Raw genomic sequence first — 16,057 nt, 5'->3', positions numbered from 1 at the left:
AGCGTCCACCCGCAACGGAAATCAACGAATTCTTAGGTATTCTCTGTAAAATAAAGGCTAATGAACACGCCTGACATTAAAATAAAGAAATACGTTTTTTAGAAGGAGATAAGCATTTTTTATGGAAGTATATAGAAAAAAGATGGCTGATTTGAGAAGTAAGGAAGTACAGTCAATTGAAATTGTAAAAGATGAATTTTTAGCTTTTCGACAAATTTTAGTAAATGAGCCTGATTTCAAGCATTTTAGAGGAGAAGCGAAGCAAGGCGGCAATATAATATTTACCTATTTAGATATTGCTCGAACATAAGCAAATTATTTGTATCAATGATAAGGGGGGAACAAAAGTGGAAGAAGGTATTTTAAAGCAGCTCGAACGTACACGGGAACTGATGATTCGTTCAGGAATCGAAAATGGACTGCGAAATGCCAAAACAATTCGCTTGAGTAGACAACTAGATCGATTGATGAACAAATATGCAAAACAACAAAAGCAAAATGAAAATAGGATCGATAATCAATTAATGAATTAAAAATAATTTTTTATATAAAATATGTTTAAGTTAATGAAATCACGGGAATAATATGAATGAACACAGCAACATTCTCATTTCCCCCTTTTGAGTAGAAGCAAATCAAAGCTTCTGCTCTTTTTTTGTTCAACTACTATAATAATTTATCTTTGTGAACTACAATGGAGAAAAGAACTATGTTTTATCTCGTAAAGTATGTAGTTGATATGTTGAATGGTATATATTGCTTTTACCTATATACTATTCATTACATCTCAATCATAAATTATGATGATGAGCCTATAATATTTAGAATTTTCTGTATTGTTAAGGAGGAACAAATGATGACAACAATTGCATTTATCGGGACAGGGGTTATGGGAGCGAGTATTGTGAAGCATTTATTAAAAGCGGGGCATGATGTAACGCTTTATTCCAGAACGAAAGCGAAATCATTGCCATTACTAGAGCTTGGTGCGAAATGGGCTGATTCACCAGCACAAGCAGCAGTGAATAAAGAAGTGATATTTACTATGGTTGGCTACCCTCAAGATGTAGAAGAAGTGTATTGCGGAGTGAATGGGATTTTTTCCACAGCGAAGAAAGGTGCAATTGTCGTTGATATGACAACATCTGAACCAACATTGGCCAAAAAGCTTTATGCAGTGGCATCAGAAAAAGGTATACATAGTATTGATGCTCCAGTGTCGGGCGGTGATATTGGCGCACAGAACGGTACGCTATCCATTATGATTGGTGGTGACCAGCACGTTGTGGAATCTATTCGCCCAATTTTTGAAGTGTTCGGCGGAAATATTGTTTACCAAGGGCAAACTGGGGCAGGACAGCATACGAAAATGTGTAACCAAATTGCGATTGCTGGGGGAATGATTGGCACATGTGAGGCAATCATTTATGGTCTAAAGGCAGGTTTAACAATGGAAGAGGTGTTAAAATCTATTTCATCAGGTGCAGCAGGCTCTTGGTCCTTATCTAATTTAGCACCACGTATTCTAAAACAAGACTTAGAACCAGGATTTTATATAAAACATTTTATTAAAGATATGAAAATTGCCTTAGATGAAGCGGAAAAAATGAGCTTACAATTACCAGGTTTGCAATTAGCGAAAAAAATGTATGACATTTTATTAACGGAAGGTTATGGAGAAAAAGGAACACAAGCATTAATTAAATACTATGAAAATAAAATTTAATAAATACGAGAGAAGAAATATAACAATTGTAAAAATTTCAAAACGGTGATATGACAAATAGTTGGGCTGTGATACAATTGTAGTATAAAAAATGGGGCTTTAAGAGAGGGGCGAGCGACCTTGGATCATAAAGGTATTTTATTAGAAAGTGGTACAAATGAATTAGAAATCGTAGAATTCGAAGTAGCTAATAATAAGTTTGGTATTAATGTAATTAAAGTGAAAGAAATTATTCAACCAATCCCTGTAACATTTATTCCGCATGTTCACCCACATGTAGAGGGAATTATTCAACTGCGCGGTGAAGTTCTACCTGTTGTTGATATGTTAAAGGTGCTAGGTCTAAATCACTTACAGCACGGCCCTCAACAAAAATATATTGTAGCTGAATTTAATAAACAGCGCGTCGTATTTCATGTAGACAATGTGACACAAATTCATCGTATTTCATGGAATCAAATTGAAAAGCCATCTGATATGTATCAAGGTGGTGTATCGCAGGTTATTGGTGTTATTAAGTATAATGAGGAAATGATACTCTTACTTGATTTCGAAAAAATTATGGTAGATATTAACCCGGCTTCTGGTATTAGTGTGGAGTCTGTGAAAAAATTAGGTAAGCGTGAGCGCTCTGAAAAGAAAATTCTTATCGCTGAAGATTCACCATTATTGCGTAAGCTTCTACATGATACGATGCACGAAGCGGGTTATGATAATATTGACTTTTTCGAAAATGGTCAAGATGCTTTGAATTATTTAGAGGCATTGGCAAAAGCTGGAGGAAATATTGAAGAGCATGTACAGTTAGTAATTACAGATATTGAAATGCCACAAATGGATGGGCATCATTTAACGAAGCGAATTAAATCAAATCCAGATTTAAAAGTGTTACCTGTTATTATATTCTCAAGCTTAATTACAGATGATTTGCGACATAAAGGAGATCAAGTTGGTGCGGAGGATCAAATTTCAAAACCAGAAATCGCAGAGCTAATTTTACGTGTAGATCAATTTATTTTGTAGTAAGCACCTATCATTAGATACGTACATGAAAAGTCGGATGCTTACATAAGGTATTCCGGCTTTTTTCTTCATTCAGTATGATTTTTTGTTGGGAAAACGTAGCGATAAATTTTCTATATTCACAATAAGGTCGTAAGTATAAATGCAGCGAACTGTTATTTACGAGTGTTTGAATAGTTAAATTAGAATTAGGTAGAGCATAATTGGCTGGAAATATGTGACGGATAAGTAGTTAGGTTTACTGAATTAAGAGAAATAAAGGAGCGAGAATTATGAAAGATATGCGAACAGCGATTATTGATATCGGTTCAAATACTGTCCGTCTCGTTATGTATCGTTATAGCAAAGATGAGGGTTTACGAGAGTTCGGGAATATGAAAAAGGTTGCAAGGCTACGTACATATATTTTGCCAAATGGTGAAATGTCTGAAGAAGGGGTTCAACTATTACAGGATTTATTGCAATCGTTTAAGCAAATTTTAGAAGACTACAACATTAAAGATCTTAAAATAGCTGCAACTGCGGCAGTGCGCCAAGCGACGAATAATGCTGAAATTGTGCAAAGAATGCAAGAGCAGTTAGGTATGACAATCGATATTTTAACGGAAGAGGAAGAGGCATACTTTGGTTTTTTAGCTGTTGTGAATTCGATGGCTACACCATCCGCAGTAACGATTGATATCGGTGGTGGCTCAACGGAAATTACATTGTTTAAAAATAAAAAACTCTTGAAAACGCATAGTTTCCCGTTCGGAACAGTTTCTCTTAAACAAAACTATGTAAACAATACCATTATTACTGAAAATGAAAAGAAACAATTACGTAGCTTCTTACGTGAGCAATTTATGTCCTTACCATGGATTGTTGATGTAGGTTTACCTGTAATTGGAATTGGCGGAAGCGCTCGTAATATTGGGCAGGTGTATCAGCAAAAGATTGGTTATCCTATTTCCGATGTGCACCATTATGAGCTAACAAAACAGAATATTGACACATTAAAATTAGAACTTGGTAGCATGACTTTTGAGCAGCTCAAGCAATTAGATGGTTTATCCGCAGATCGTGCAGACATTATCGTGCTTGCACTTGAAGCATTTGCTGCATTAATGGATGTGGCTGGCTCAAAGCATTTCCAACTAAGCAAAAAGGGATTACGTGAAGGCTTAATTATTAACCGAATTGCAGGAAATAATACAGCTGTATTCGATAAGTATGATGTATTTAATATCAATGCACGCCGTATTGCATTTGAATATGGGCGCTCTGAAGAGGAAGTGCAGACACTCAGCAGTTTAGCAGAGCAACTATATCGAGAGGCTTGCCTTTTAGAATTGTTTGATTATAATGAAGCACATTTAGAGCTTTTGACGCGAGCGGCTAAACTGTATGCGATAGGTGAATATATTGAGCTTGATTCAGTAAGCCAGCATACGTTTTACTTAATTGCTAATCAATCCATTCCAGGGATTACGCAAATAGAGCGAATTAAAATAGCACTTTTAGCTTCTTATAAAAATAAAGAGTATTTTGAGCGCTTTGTACAGCCATTTACAGAATGGTTTTCTAAGGATGAACAGAAGGTTTTACGAGATTTTGGTGCCTTATTAAAGTTTGTTTACGGATTGAATATTTCGAGAAGAAATATTGTCAGCAAAGTAACGCTTGAAAAAATAGAAGAGGAAGTAGTAGCTATTGTAACAACAAAGAGAAGCGCTGTTGCTGAGGAATATCAGGCAAATAGGCAAAAAAAGCATCTTGAACGCTTGTTTAAATGTAATTTAATGATTAAATTTGAAGTGGAAGGATGGAATAAATAATGCCAACAAATTTTAGTACAGATCAAGTGAATAATAATCATGAAAGTGTAGATACTATATTATCGAACGAAGCATTACTTGAAGAAATTAGTAAGCCTCAATACTATAATAATCGAGAGCTTAGCTGGTTAGCATTTAACGAACGTGTACTAGAAGAAGCGGAGGATACGACAAATCCATTACTTGAGCGCTTAAAGTTTTTGGCTATTTTTAGCTCTAATTTAGATGAGTTTTTCATGGTACGTGTAGGTGGATTACAAGATCAGGTAAGAGCAGGCTTCCATAAAGCTGAAAATAAATCTGGTTTAACACCGAAAGAGCAATTAACAAAAATCGCTGAGCGCACACAGGCATTAGTACGTCGACAAATGGAAATATATCGTCATTTAATTGATGAGTTATTGTCACAAGAAAATGTCTTTATTCGCGATTTAAAGCTTTTAACTGAGGAACAAAAGCAATATATTAATGAATTATTTGAAGAAACAATTTTCCCTGTACTAACACCAATCGCTGTAGATGCTTATCGTCCTTTCCCGACATTATTAGGAGGAACACAAAACCTACTTGTGATGTTGGAAAGCAACTCGGATGTAGAGCTGGAAAATTTCGATAAAGTAGCAATTGTTCAAGTACCCTCTGTATTAGAGCGTGTCATTAAAGTGCCTAGCCATAATGGCGAAACGGTCTATGTACTATTAGAAGATGTTATTTCAAGTCAAATTAATAAGTTATTCTATGGTTATAAAGTGAAATCTTCACAAGCCTTCCGTCTAACTCGTAATGCAGATTTAACGATTCATGAAGAAGGTGCACAAGATTTATTAGTGGAAATCGAAAAAGAGTTGAAAAAGCGTAAATGGGGCGTTGGTAGCCGCCTTGAAGTACGGGATCGTGAAATGAACGACGAAGTACTTGAATATTTATTGGATGAATTCGAAATCGAGGAATCAGATGTATTCAAAATTGATGGACCACTTGATTTAACATTTATGTTTTCCTTTGTAAAGGCGATTTCTGAAGGACGCGAGCATTTAATGTATGAAAGCTTTATTCCGCAACCGCCACAAGATTTAAGCTCAGAGGAAAATTTATTTGAAAAAGCATTAGTGCAAGATTTATTTTTCCATCATCCATATGAATCGTTTGTACCGATTGTTGATTTTATTACAGAAGCAGCAAATGACCCATCTGTACTAGCCATTAAACAAACATTATATCGTGTAAGTGGTAATTCACCTGTTATTCAAGCGTTGAAGCAGGCAGCAGAAAATGGCAAACAAGTGACTGTACTAGTGGAATTAAAGGCTCGCTTTGATGAGGAAAACAATGTTCACTGGGCAAAGCTACTGGAACAAGCAGGATGTTTAGTCATTTATGGAATGAATAATTTGAAAACACATTCTAAAATTACGCTTGTTGTTCGAAGGAAATTAGGTAAAATTGAACGTTTTGTGCATTTAGGCACAGGGAATTATAATGATGCTACAGCGAAAATTTATACGGATATGGGCATTATCACATCCCATAAAGATTTTGGTGTGGATGCAACAAACTTCTTTAATTATTTAAGCGGTTATACGGAAAAACCAAAATTCTATCACTTAGTTGTATCGCCTTACGATATTCGCGATGAATTTATTCAGTTAATTGATGAGGAGATTCGCTGCCATAAAGAGCATGGGAATGGCTTTATCAAAGCCAAAATGAATTCATTAACGGATAAAGATTTAATGTTGAAGCTGTATGAGGCTTCTATAACAGGTGTGAAAATTGAGTTAATTATTCGTGGTATTTGTTGCTTGCGTCCAGGTATTAAAGGTGTGAGTGAGAATATTTGTGTAACGAGTATTGTTGGACGCTTTTTAGAGCATTCACGCATTTTCTGGTTCCACCATAATGGGGCAAATAAACTATTTTTATCGTCAGCAGATATGATGACGCGTAACATGGTCAATCGTGTGGAAATCTTATTCCCAATTTATTCAGTGGATATTAAACAGCGCATTATGGATATTATGGATTTGCAGCTAAGAGATAATCAAAAAGCACGTATTCAAGATGCAAATGGCAAATATCATTATAAAGAAGGATATACAGGTGTAGAGCGCATTAATAGTCAGGAATCGTTTTTAAAAGAAGCGATTGGTACGGTCAAACTTGAGGAATAGGCAAACGCGAAATAACATTTGGCTGGAGGATTCGATAACAACATGATAAAGCATAATGTGAACAATTTATTTGAAAAAATTATTCAATTAAATCCATTTGATGCAATTGTCGTTTTACAGTATGTTGAACAAAAATATGTTGTGCAGCATGCCAATTGTAAAGCGGTCCATTTATTTAATTGCTCATTCGAAGAGGGAATGGATGCAGGACAGTTTTTTCATCAAATAAATTGGTCAGAAGTAAAGCAATTTATTTTACAAAATGATCAAGAAACGAAAAGAATTAAAATTGATGATGTTGAAATCGCCGTTGTATTACAAACAATGATGGAGCAAGGCAAGGAGTATACGGTCATCATTATGCGCTCTTTACTGACATCGCCAATCATTGATAATCAACGTTTGCATATTATGAGCTCAGCCTATTACGATGAATTAACAGAGCTTTACAATCGACGAGCATTAAATAAACAATGGACAGACCATGACAACTTTGAAAAAACATCAAATGTTGCACTGTTACTTGTGGATTTAGACCGCTTTAAAAAGTTTAACGAATCCTTGGGCAAACAACGTTCAGATCGATTATTATTTGAGGTAAGTGAAAGGTTCAGAAGCTTGCGTAGCGAGTATTGTGAGGTATTTCGGCATAATGGAGATGAATTTGTTATCATTTTCCATTATGAGGCATTGGAAGAGGTAGAGACGTTAGCATACAATATTTTACAAAGTCTGCAAGAACCATTCATAGTAGACAACCAAGAATATTTTGTTAGTGCTTCAGTAGGGATTGCCTTGTCAACAATTGAAGAAAGAGATTTAGACAATTTGTTACATCAAGCAGACCAAGCATTATTTTATATAAAAAATAATGGTAGAGGGCATTATTGCTATTACAGGGAGGAACTAAAACATTATTTCCCTAATGAGGCTCTAATGGAAGCACATTTGCATAGAGCAATCGAGCTAAAGGAGTTTATGATTTATTTTCAGCCACAGGTCAATTTAGAAACAAATAAAATTGACAGCTTCGAGGCACTGATACGCTGGGAAAATAGAAAGTTTGGCATGGTTTCGCCTGCGCAATTTATACCAATCGCTGAATCTTCAGGTCTGATTATTAGCATTGGTGAGTGGGTGCTAGAGCGCGTCTGCCAATATCAAAAAGAGTGGAGAGAGTACGGCTTTAAACCTGTACGCATCGCAGTCAATATATCCCCAAAGCAATTCAAACAAAAGGACTTTGTAAAACGTATTTCAGCTTTATTACAACAATACAAGGTTGAGCCAAAGTATTTGGAGCTTGAAATTACAGAAAGCTCTATGACAAATTTACATGAAACAACCTCTATTTTAAGCCGCTTAAAAGAAATTGGTGTATATGTGTCGGTAGATGATTTTGGTACAGGCTATTCATCGCTTAGCTATTTAAAGGAATATCCAATCGATATTATAAAAATTGACCAGTCCTTTATTACAGATATTGAAAAGGATAGAAAAAATAAAGCGATTGTTGAAACGATTATTTTACTAGCGCAAAATCTTGGTTTAGAGGTCATTGCAGAAGGTGTTGAGGAAACTGCACAGGAGCAGTTTTTAAGGGAAAATAATTGTCAAAAGGTGCAAGGTTACCTATACAATCGCCCATTACCAGCCAATCAAATTGTGGAGCAATACTTTCATTAACATAAGTAAAGGGGGCTGACCGAAAAGGTACCAGTCCCCTATTTTGGGCAAATTTTAATGTTTAACGTGCGAAAGCAGGTATTGGTTGAGCGAATTCACTTGTTCGCTGAGCGAATTTGGCAATTGGTTGAGCGAATTGTTCCTTTTGAACTAGTAATTTTGAAACCACCCGTTAGCTTCTCTTTTTAGTAGATGTATCTTCCTCTTTTAATTTGCAGTATATTTTTAGCTTTACTCATAGTAATATATAAATAAGTGTAGCTAAGGAAGTTTTGGTTATGCCTAAAAATGAATGGCAGTTCATTCACTATTTTTACAAGGGGGATTATGTATGTTACAGCAAAAAACAATGATTATTACAGGTGGCTCTAGTGGGATGGGGTTAGCGATGGCAAAGCAATTTGTACAAGAAGGAGCAAATGTTGTTATTACAGGGCGCGATTTGGAGCGCTTGGCAAAAGCAAAAGAGGAAATTGTAGCATATGGTGAAGGGGTCGAAACATTTCAAATGGATGTGCGTGAACCTGAGCATGTAAAAGCGATGCTTGCTTTTGCTATTGAAAAGTTTGGGCAAGTGGACGGCTTAGTAAATAATGCGGCAGGTAATTTTTTAGTACATGCAGAAAAATTATCACCAAATGGCTGGAAAGCTGTAATTGACATTGTATTAAATGGTACGTTTTACTGTTCTTCAGAGCTAGGACGTTATTGGATTGAAAACAATATAAAAGGCTCCATTTTAAATATGGTAGCGACATATGCGTGGGGTGCAGGTGCAGGTGTCGTTCATTCAGCTGCCGCAAAAGCAGGTGTCTTATCGTTAACGCGCTCATTAGCTGTTGAATGGGGTGGACAGTATGGAATTCGTGTGAATGCGATTGCACCAGGACCGATTGAGCGAACAGGTGGAGCGGATAAGCTATGGGAATCAGAGGAACAAGCGCGTCGTACAATTGAATCTGTGCCATTAAAACGTCTTGGCACACCAGAGGAAATTGCCAATTTAGCAACATTTATTTTATCTGATAAAGCTACGTATATGAATGGTGAATGTGTAACATTAGATGGCGGCGCATGGCTAAATCAATTCCCATTTTAGTATAAATCATTACTTTAGATCTAATAATAAATTTGAATAAACTTCAGCTGGAGTAGCACATACTAACAAAAATGAAAGGAGTGTTTTTGTTGGGGATATGGCTTTATCCAGCTATTTTTACTGGTGTACTATTACTGGCATGGAGCTATTATGTGACGGTACGCGTAGCAAAAGAAACAGAAAGACAGGCGAGCACGGAAGATGCACCAATCCATGAAGCAATTAAAGATCATCCATTTCTTTTAAATCCAATTATCATCATGTATTTTATTATGAACTTATTTTTAGGAATTATTATTTTTTATTACTGGGCAACGACAAGCTATTAGGAAGTTGTCTAGAAAGTAAAAACTATCCTTTATTTCGTCTTTCCGAGTGAAGCTTCATCGGTATTGTGAATTAGACAAGCACAATTCACAATACCGATAAGATGTAATCCATTATATGGTAGATTGTTTAAGGTGCAAAATATTTCAAGTTTAATGTTAGAAGCCTTCGGAAACCTTGCACAAGCATGTTTTCTGGTAGCTTCTATTTTTTTCATGGGAACTTCTCCGCCCTTCACATAGTCATATTGAATTGAAGTATGATATGATAGTAGTAAGGGTGCGATTCTGGAGAAAGAACGCAAAAAGGAGTTATGATGTCATGATTTCATTAAACAATAAAGCTATACTTGACATGCCAATAGCCGAGTTAGTTATTTCAGCTGAAAAGGTTGCACATGTTCAAAGTGGCAATAATGCAGAGCATGCCTTGTTAGTTTTGACGAAGACAGGTTATTCGTCCGTACCAGTATTAGATGTGAAGTATCGTCTACAAGGCTTACTGAGCACAAAGATGATTACAGAAGAAATATTAGGATTAGAGCGTATTGAATATGATCGGCTTGCCTCAATTAAAGTGGAAGATGTGATGGATCAAGAGGTAGCTTATTTAAAAATAACTGATACGTTTCGACGAGCTTTAGATTTAGTTATTAACCATGCTTTCCTTTGTGTGATAGAGGAAGATGGAACCTTTGCAGGTATTATGACACGTCGAGTCATTTTAAAACAGCTAAAAAAACATATTTATTCAAATGAATTCTAGGTAAACGCAGAGGCTGTTAGGAGGTGTAAAACTTTCTGGCAGCTTTTTGATGAGTGGGGTGAATTGATGACGGCAACAGAGGCTGAAATTATTAAAATATTAGCAGAGGAGCGCAATATGAGAAAGGCAGCGGAGCGCTTATTTTTAACGCAACCTGCATTATCTCAAAGGCTTCAATCAATTGAAAAGGATTGGGGTACACAGTTATTTTTACGTTCCCCGAAAGGCTTATCACCAACACCTGCTGGAGAACTAGTTATCCAGTATGCGATTGACGCGATAGTAAAGCGTGAGGAAATTTTTGAAACGATTCAAGCGCTTAACTCGAAAGTACATGGTACGTTGAAAATTGCTTGCGCGTCGATTGTTGGACAAAATTGGCTGCCGAAAGTGTTAAAGGATTTTGTTACGCAATATCCTGATGCGAAAATTTCGTTAATGACAGGCTGGAGCTCAGAAATTGTCAAGGCACTTTATGAAGGCGAGGCACATGTTGGCATCGTGCGCGGACAGGTCGATTGGAAAGGCAAGAAGCTGCATTTATTCCGTGATATGATGTATTTTGTTGATACAGAAATTACGAATTTACAGGAAATTGAAACGACAGCACGTCCATTTATTCAATTTAAAAGTGATTCAAATTATTATCAGGAAATTCAGCAATGGTGGCAGCGCCATTTTCATTCCAATCCACGTCACCAAATTGTCGTAGATCAAATTGAAACATGCAAGCAGATGGTGATGAATGGCATTGGCTATGCGATATTGCCATCCATTACATTAAATGGTGCGGAGCATATGAATAAAATTCCATTAACAAATACGGAAAACGATTTAGGTTTAACACGCGATACATGGCTAATCGGTTACGAATCTTCATTTGAACTGCGCCAAGTCAATGCGTTTGTAGAGCTTGTACAGGATCGTGCGAGATGTTTATATGAGTATAAATAGAGGGCTGTAGGAAAAGCATGCTTGCGCAGGCTTTTGCCTATAGCTTTTTATTTTGTTTGAATTTTTAATATGGAAATTTAAATGGGTATTTTATCCTATTTGTAATTTAAAAACCAAATATGTATTGTTAAAAAAGGATTTATATGTAAAAATTAAATTGTGAGAATTTTTGGCCAATATTCATCACCTAAACAAACCTTGAATTATTTGTAAAACTACTAATGTATGGAGGAAAAGTATATGAAAAAATTTAACTTGACTCAGCATGGTTTCTTTAAATCGAAAGCGAAGCATCAGATATAGAGATTCACCACTTCCATAAGTAAGCGAGATGAATACTAAAAAATGTTTCAATCAGAGAGAGTTCAATCTCTCTATATCTGACATTGCACTTTCGATACAAAAGATCTTGCTGATTCAAGTTAAGCCTCCGGCGGATGTCACAGATTTTGAAGAGGAGTTTTTCGAGCGAGCTCGAAAAAAATCTGGACGCAATTACGCCAAGGCGCAATTGATAATGTTAAGTTTAAGTTTAATCGCAGCCTTCACGTTAAGTACACCAGCCACTCTTTCAAGCGTTCAAGCCGCTGAAAATTTAGAGCCAGTAATAACTCAAGCAGAAGATAAAATTTTTGTTACAAGAATAGAACCAACAAACGTATCAGCTATATGGGTAACTGAAACTAGAAATGGTAAAACATATTCAGGCTATATTTATAATAGAGGAAGTTATGGGGGCGGAAAATATATTTTTAATGGATATATTCACACAGGTTCTCATGCAAATCCATATGTGCTAGAGAATCATTAATTTGAAAAATATCTAATTTCCAACATCCCCTTTAAGTATATGGAATTGTGAAACAAACAATCTAGCTTAAAGGGGAAATTTTATAAAGTAAAATAAATTAGTAATGGGGAATTTGGGGGTAAAAAATGAAGGAAGTAGTTCATTTTATTTTAAAGGGGATTGCTAAAAGCAAATATACTTTATTATTACCACTTGCCATCATTTTACTAATCACGTCTCTCTTCATTATTCATTACAATCAATCAGGAGCAACCCAACAAGAGCTAGAGGAAATTTTCAAAGGTCGCAAAATCACTGTCGATCATTTGATCGGGAGAGCATTTAGCAAAGAAAGGCTCGTTGGACTAACCGAGGAACAACGTCAATCATTGGATAGCCTCTTAGTACAGGAACAGTATTTAAAGGAAATTTCAAGCAAGCTAAAGGCAAATGATTTAGCGATTACGTCAGCGCATGTAGCTTATATAAACGAATATGATAACTATGTAAATCTTGTTCACATTCCCTACAATAACGAAAAATTATTGGAAATTGAACAGCGTAAAGCGGCGCAGCTAATAAAGCATGATTTACCTTATACGGAACAAGTAACACCATATAATACAGCATTATTTACAAAGCAGCTCTTTCAGCTATTATTCAGCCCTGTGACTGCTTTTCTGTTTTTGCTCATATTTTGCTATAAATATTTATCAGATAGAGAAAATCGACTATTTGATTTTTTTAAAGTGAATTCATTATCTACCACAGCAGTGTATTATGGCTATTTCATTCCTTTTTTGCTAATTGCACTCCTATACATAGTGCTAGCGAGTTCATTATCAATATTACTCCCACTCATTACCGGTAATATTCATACAATTTATTATCCAATAGCAGTAGCGGTGGGTTCTACGATTGTCATGGTTCCTGTGTGGAAGTGGCTCGTTTTCCTGCCAATTGGCTGGGGGATTTTCGTGGCACTTTTGTTAATCTTAGCGACATGCTTATTGAAGCAACGCAGTTCTTTAGGCATGACTTTAGCAATCATAAGTGTGCCATTTATGATTGTTTATATTCTTTCATTGCGATTTGGTTTTTATATGGCAAACCCCTTACACTTACTTGTTTCGTACGAAGCAAATTTATTGGCGACAAATCGTTATATGAGCTATTTAGTAGGGATGTTCATTCTCCTTATTTTATGTATGGTTATTTCTTATCCACTCATCAAATTGCAATGGGGAACGTTTAGAACGCCTGCTCTTCATATGAATAAAAAACAGTATCATCCGTACTACAAGTGGAAGCTTTTGCAATTTGAACATTTGAAAAAGAAGCGTAAGGGACATATTCTCTTCACATTTCTTCTACTGTTTGGCATTATTGGCGGTACAGTGGCTGTAGTGAATCAGCAATTTCAAGCAATGCCTATGAAAGCATTGAAAGCAATTGAAGGTTTCCAAAGTTTCGCGGTTGAAAATCGTACACATTGGAAAATGCTTGAAGAGGATTTTGAGTTAGAAATAGAGATGCAGCAACAATCAGGGGAGGAAATAGAAAGCCCTGAGGAAAATCCTCATATAGCTATGGTAGAACAATTGAATTATATCTGCAATATGTTAGAAATTTTAAAAGGCGAAATTCATGCAGAGGATTTTCCCGAAAAATTTCGAGAATTATTAAAGTCACTCGAGGCACCAACATATAAGGACCTAGACGGTAGCCTATGGAATGTAACCATAATGGCATCAGAGGAACAACGGTATATTTTAGAGGAGAAAGGAATAAAAGAATGGTCACTTGGGAATCATTGGGTTTCTAATTTTAATGAACTAAATAAAACTTTTCATAACGATGAGGTCGTAAATCTCTATCAAGACAGAAATATGAAATACGGAAATAGTGGCTTGTTTTCTATCTATAAATATTTAGATTGGAACATCATGCAGTGTGTGCTAGCGGTCTTTGTGCTCTTGCTATGGGCAACAATGGCTGACGAACGACAGCCAAATCCATCCATCAATTTTTTAACGACGAAGCCGATTCGTGTTACGTCGATTTATTTAACGAAATGGCTGTATAATCTTGCAATCGCTTATAGTTTACTATTGATCAGTGCTATTTTCATTTTCCTTGTGAGCGTTGTCATTGGTGGTTTGGGTGAAGCTGAGTATCCAATTTTAGTCTATGCAACGCATCGACTCCATGACGATTATTTCTATTCCATAATAGATGATGCTTCTTTTTATTTTGAGAATTTATCTACACTGATTTTGAAAAGCAGTCTGTTAATTTTTGCTCAAATTTTCTTTTTAAATAGCTTGTTTAGCTTGATTGGCAAATGGATGAAAAACCATTATGTGACAATTGTGCTGACAATAATTGTCGTTGTTGTAGGTTACTTTTTAGCAAGCCACTATATTGCCATGGACGGTATGTATATCAATCCATTCGTTTATTTCGATACATGGCATGTTGTAGATGGCTGGAAATCAATTTTAGCAAGGGATTCAAAAGTAAATGTCTTCAACGGCACGATGATTTTGTTGATTAGTGGTAGCTTATTATTCTGTATCGGACTTTTAGGGAAAAGAAAGGTGGTAGTGTAATGGTATTACAAGTAAAGCAATTGACGAAAAAGTATCACAAGAAAACGATTTTAAAAAATATATCCTTTACGATTGCCAAAGGAGAAATTATCGGTCTTGTTGCGCCCAATGGTACTGGTAAATCTACTTTAATGCGCGCGATCCTTGCATTAGAGGAAATTGAAAGCGGTTCAATCACGGTAAAAGATATTGCCAACAGTCACACGGACTTTTTTAAATATATTTCTTTTTTGCCAAGTGATAATTATTTATATATGCATCTAACGGGCTATGACCATCTATCCTTCGTTGCGAATATTTATGATTTAGAGAAGCGAGAAATCGAGGAGGTCATTGATTTAATCGGTATTCGCTCCTATGTCCATCAGTCTGTGAAATCCTATTCTTATGGGATGCGCCAGCATTTATTTACAGCGCTCAGCATCTTAACAAAGCCCTTGATTATTTTAATGGACGAACCTTTTAATGGGTTAGACCCAACGAGCACGATTGAGTTAAAACAATTAATTCGTACTCTACATGCACGAGGGATTAGTATGCTTATCTCCACGCATAATTTGGATATATTAGAGGATTTGACAGAGACGATTTGGTTTATGAAAGATGGGGAGCTGTTCATGAATGATCATGTATTGAATATCGATGCACCATATGAAATTGAACTTTCGTATCAGGATAACATCGAGCAACTTTTGAAAAACTGTCCACTTCCTTTCCGAATGAATGATAATCGCCTACTGACAGATGCAGCACATAGCGTGGAAAAATATCTTGAATGGCTTATCAAAAATGAGGTACAAATTCATTCTGTTAATCGTAGCAAGCAAAACTTAGAGGATGTATATAGGCATTTTTATGAGGTGTGAAGAAGAAAATATAAAATACAGTTAAACAATTTGAAAGGACAGGAATGTGGCTAGTGTGCATTGCTGTCTTTTAAATTGTACAGAGCTTTATAAAATAACAAGTAGCCTCCGTAACAAACTGTACGATATTACGTCTAATAAAATAAGAGTCAGAATATTTAAATTGAAAATTGCAAACTTACCAAAGTGAGCATGTTAATTCATGAGGGTATTCTCAAATA

At 35.8% G+C, this 16,057-nt stretch carries 14 protein-coding genes; all 14 read left to right on the top strand.

The features are described from left to right. The first annotated feature begins 121 nt into the window (after nt 1-121). The 14 genes from C9J34_RS04825 to C9J34_RS04755 all read left to right on the top strand — a co-directional run bounded on the left by C9J34_RS04825 (nt 122) and on the right by C9J34_RS04755 (nt 15,836). The gene (locus tag C9J34_RS04825) at nt 122-310 is read left to right on the top strand and encodes a hypothetical protein (protein ID WP_107838734.1); all 189 of its coding nucleotides are present in this window, start codon (nt 122-124) and stop codon (nt 308-310) included. A 37-nt stretch (nt 311-347) separates the two neighbouring features. After that, nucleotides 348-533, top strand: a complete 186-nt coding sequence (locus tag C9J34_RS04820) for an aspartyl-phosphate phosphatase Spo0E family protein (protein WP_107838733.1) — start codon at nt 348-350, stop codon at nt 531-533. 323 nt (nt 534-856) lie between these two features. Beyond that, nucleotides 857-1,726, top strand: a complete 870-nt coding sequence (locus C9J34_RS04815; protein ID WP_107838732.1) for an NAD(P)-dependent oxidoreductase — start codon at nt 857-859, stop codon at nt 1,724-1,726. A gap of 120 nt (nt 1,727-1,846) precedes the next feature. Next, nucleotides 1,847-2,749, top strand: coding sequence for a chemotaxis protein (locus C9J34_RS04810; RefSeq protein WP_107838731.1), 903 nt, complete (start codon nt 1,847-1,849; stop codon nt 2,747-2,749). Nucleotides 2,750-3,021: 272 nt separating this feature from the next. Continuing rightward, nucleotides 3,022-4,566, top strand: coding sequence for a Ppx/GppA family phosphatase (locus tag C9J34_RS04805; protein WP_107838730.1), 1,545 nt, complete (start codon nt 3,022-3,024; stop codon nt 4,564-4,566). Beyond that, complete coding sequence (locus C9J34_RS04800) at nt 4,566-6,737, top strand: RNA degradosome polyphosphate kinase (protein WP_107838729.1); 2,172 nt, start codon at nt 4,566-4,568, stop codon at nt 6,735-6,737. The genes C9J34_RS04805 and C9J34_RS04800 overlap by 1 nt, the downstream gene beginning before the upstream one ends. Nucleotides 6,738-6,779: 42 nt before the next feature. After that, on the top strand, nt 6,780-8,423 hold the full coding sequence (locus C9J34_RS04795; RefSeq protein WP_107838728.1) for a putative bifunctional diguanylate cyclase/phosphodiesterase: 1,644 nt from the start codon (nt 6,780-6,782) through the stop codon (nt 8,421-8,423). Nucleotides 8,424-8,754: 331 nt separating this feature from the next. Beyond that, the gene (fadH, locus tag C9J34_RS04790; RefSeq protein WP_107838727.1) at nt 8,755-9,522 is read left to right on the top strand and encodes a 2,4-dienoyl-CoA reductase; all 768 of its coding nucleotides are present in this window, start codon (nt 8,755-8,757) and stop codon (nt 9,520-9,522) included. 89 nt (nt 9,523-9,611) lie between these two features. Further along, nucleotides 9,612-9,851, top strand: a complete 240-nt coding sequence (locus tag C9J34_RS04785; protein WP_238600567.1) for a short-chain dehydrogenase — start codon at nt 9,612-9,614, stop codon at nt 9,849-9,851. 319 nt (nt 9,852-10,170) lie between these two features. After that, nucleotides 10,171-10,614: a cyclic-di-AMP-binding protein CbpB gene (gene cbpB / locus C9J34_RS04775; protein ID WP_107838724.1), complete on the top strand. Its 444-nt coding sequence runs from the start codon at nt 10,171-10,173 to the stop codon at nt 10,612-10,614. Between the two features lie 66 nt (nt 10,615-10,680). Further along, nucleotides 10,681-11,568: a LysR family transcriptional regulator gene (locus C9J34_RS04770; RefSeq protein ID WP_107838723.1), complete on the top strand. Its 888-nt coding sequence runs from the start codon at nt 10,681-10,683 to the stop codon at nt 11,566-11,568. A gap of 331 nt (nt 11,569-11,899) precedes the next feature. After that, entirely contained in the window at nt 11,900-12,379 is a 480-nt protein-coding gene (locus C9J34_RS04765) for a hypothetical protein (RefSeq protein ID WP_107838722.1), read from the top strand. Nucleotides 12,380-12,504: 125 nt separating this feature from the next. Continuing rightward, complete coding sequence (locus C9J34_RS04760) at nt 12,505-14,970, top strand: ABC transporter permease subunit (RefSeq protein WP_107838721.1); 2,466 nt, start codon at nt 12,505-12,507, stop codon at nt 14,968-14,970. Continuing rightward, nucleotides 14,970-15,836 (top strand): ABC transporter ATP-binding protein, encoded by an 867-nt coding sequence (locus C9J34_RS04755; protein ID WP_107838720.1) that lies wholly within the window; start codon nt 14,970-14,972, stop codon nt 15,834-15,836. The genes C9J34_RS04760 and C9J34_RS04755 overlap by 1 nt, the downstream gene beginning before the upstream one ends. The last annotated feature ends 221 nt before the right edge of the window (nt 15,837-16,057 follow it).

Origin of the sequence: Metasolibacillus meyeri, assembly GCF_003049505.1 — a bacterium.
Classification (GTDB): domain Bacteria; phylum Bacillota; class Bacilli; order Bacillales_A; family Planococcaceae; genus Metasolibacillus; species Metasolibacillus meyeri.
This window is presented reverse-complemented; position numbering and strand designations above follow the sequence as displayed.